Below are 1,085 nucleotides of genomic sequence, written 5' to 3'. Positions count from 1 at the left end.
ATACAGTCCCGGCTCATTGCGCGTTGGCGTAACGGCCGCAATGCGCTGCGCCGTCAGCTCGCCAGATGGCGCTTTGCCGCAGGCAGCTGCGAAAGCGGTAACGGGTAACATCGTCGCCGCGGCGATTGCGATCAGGGCAGGGATGTGACGTTGCATGCGGCGGGTCTCCTAATGATTGATGTCCGCTAGTGTAGCCTGCTTTGCGCGTTCTCAACACGCCCCGCGCTGCACTCGCGGACTTGGCGGTATGCCTGCCTCAGCACAAGGCCAATACGACTCGCCATGGAAGACCGCCCAGCGCGACGACACCCTGGCTCGCCGCGTGCTGGCTTACAACTACCGCATCTTCGAGCTGCACGGCCAGCCTGCGGACAGCCTGGAGCAATTGGAAGCCTGGAGCAATTGGAAGCGTGGAGCGATGCGATGCTTGCTGCGCAATCGCTCCGGCAAGTCTTCAGAACGAAAAACTGAACATGCGGAATTCGAAGCCCTTGCGTTTGTGCTCGATCACTTTGAAGACCGCCCACAGCAGCACGCCCACCAGCAGGGCAAAGGTCATCCAGTCGCCGGGATTGAAGCGTGCGGCGCCTTCCGGCTGCACGGCCGGGACCGTGCCGGCTTTGAGGACGTGGCCCGTGTACCAGGCGCCGATGATCTGGCCGTCGTCGGTGATGCGCTTGGTCAGGTAGAGGCCGCGGCCACCCGCGCGGATGTGCATGCGGCCATCCTTGTAGATGAAGGTATGCGGCGCATCGTGGTTCTTGATCTTGAGCGTGCCGACGATATCGCCGTTGGCATTGATGCCGGTTGCGTAGCTGTTCCCGGCAACCATCATGGCGCCGAGATCGACCATGCGCTTGCCGTCATATGTGAAGGCATGCCATTTATGATCCGGGGTTTCGGCCGCGCCGACCACCACACCGGCATCGTTGATCGCAGTCGCCACACTGATGCGGCCGCCGAAGCCCGGCAGCTCGATCATGCCGCTGCCCGGTTTGTACAGGAAGGCGCGGCGATAGCCGTTCGGCAGCTGGGCCGCGCCCACTACTAGTCCGTGATTATTGACGGCCGTCGCGTAGCTGTTC

1 pseudogene is annotated in these 1,085 nt (G+C 62.6%); it reads right to left on the bottom strand.

Annotation, left to right across the window (positions count from 1 at the left end):
- Nucleotides 1-454 precede the first annotated feature (454 nt).
- A pseudogene (locus AB4Z11_RS32360) lies at nt 455-1,085 on the bottom strand (HAF repeat-containing protein); the annotation flags it as partial.

Origin of the sequence: Pseudoduganella sp. RAF53_2, assembly GCF_052113985.1 — a bacterium.
In the GTDB taxonomy this organism is placed as follows: Bacteria; Pseudomonadota; Gammaproteobacteria; order Burkholderiales; family Burkholderiaceae_D; genus Rugamonas.
Note: the sequence above shows the minus strand (reverse complement) of the source record. Positions and strands in the feature narration are given on the sequence as shown.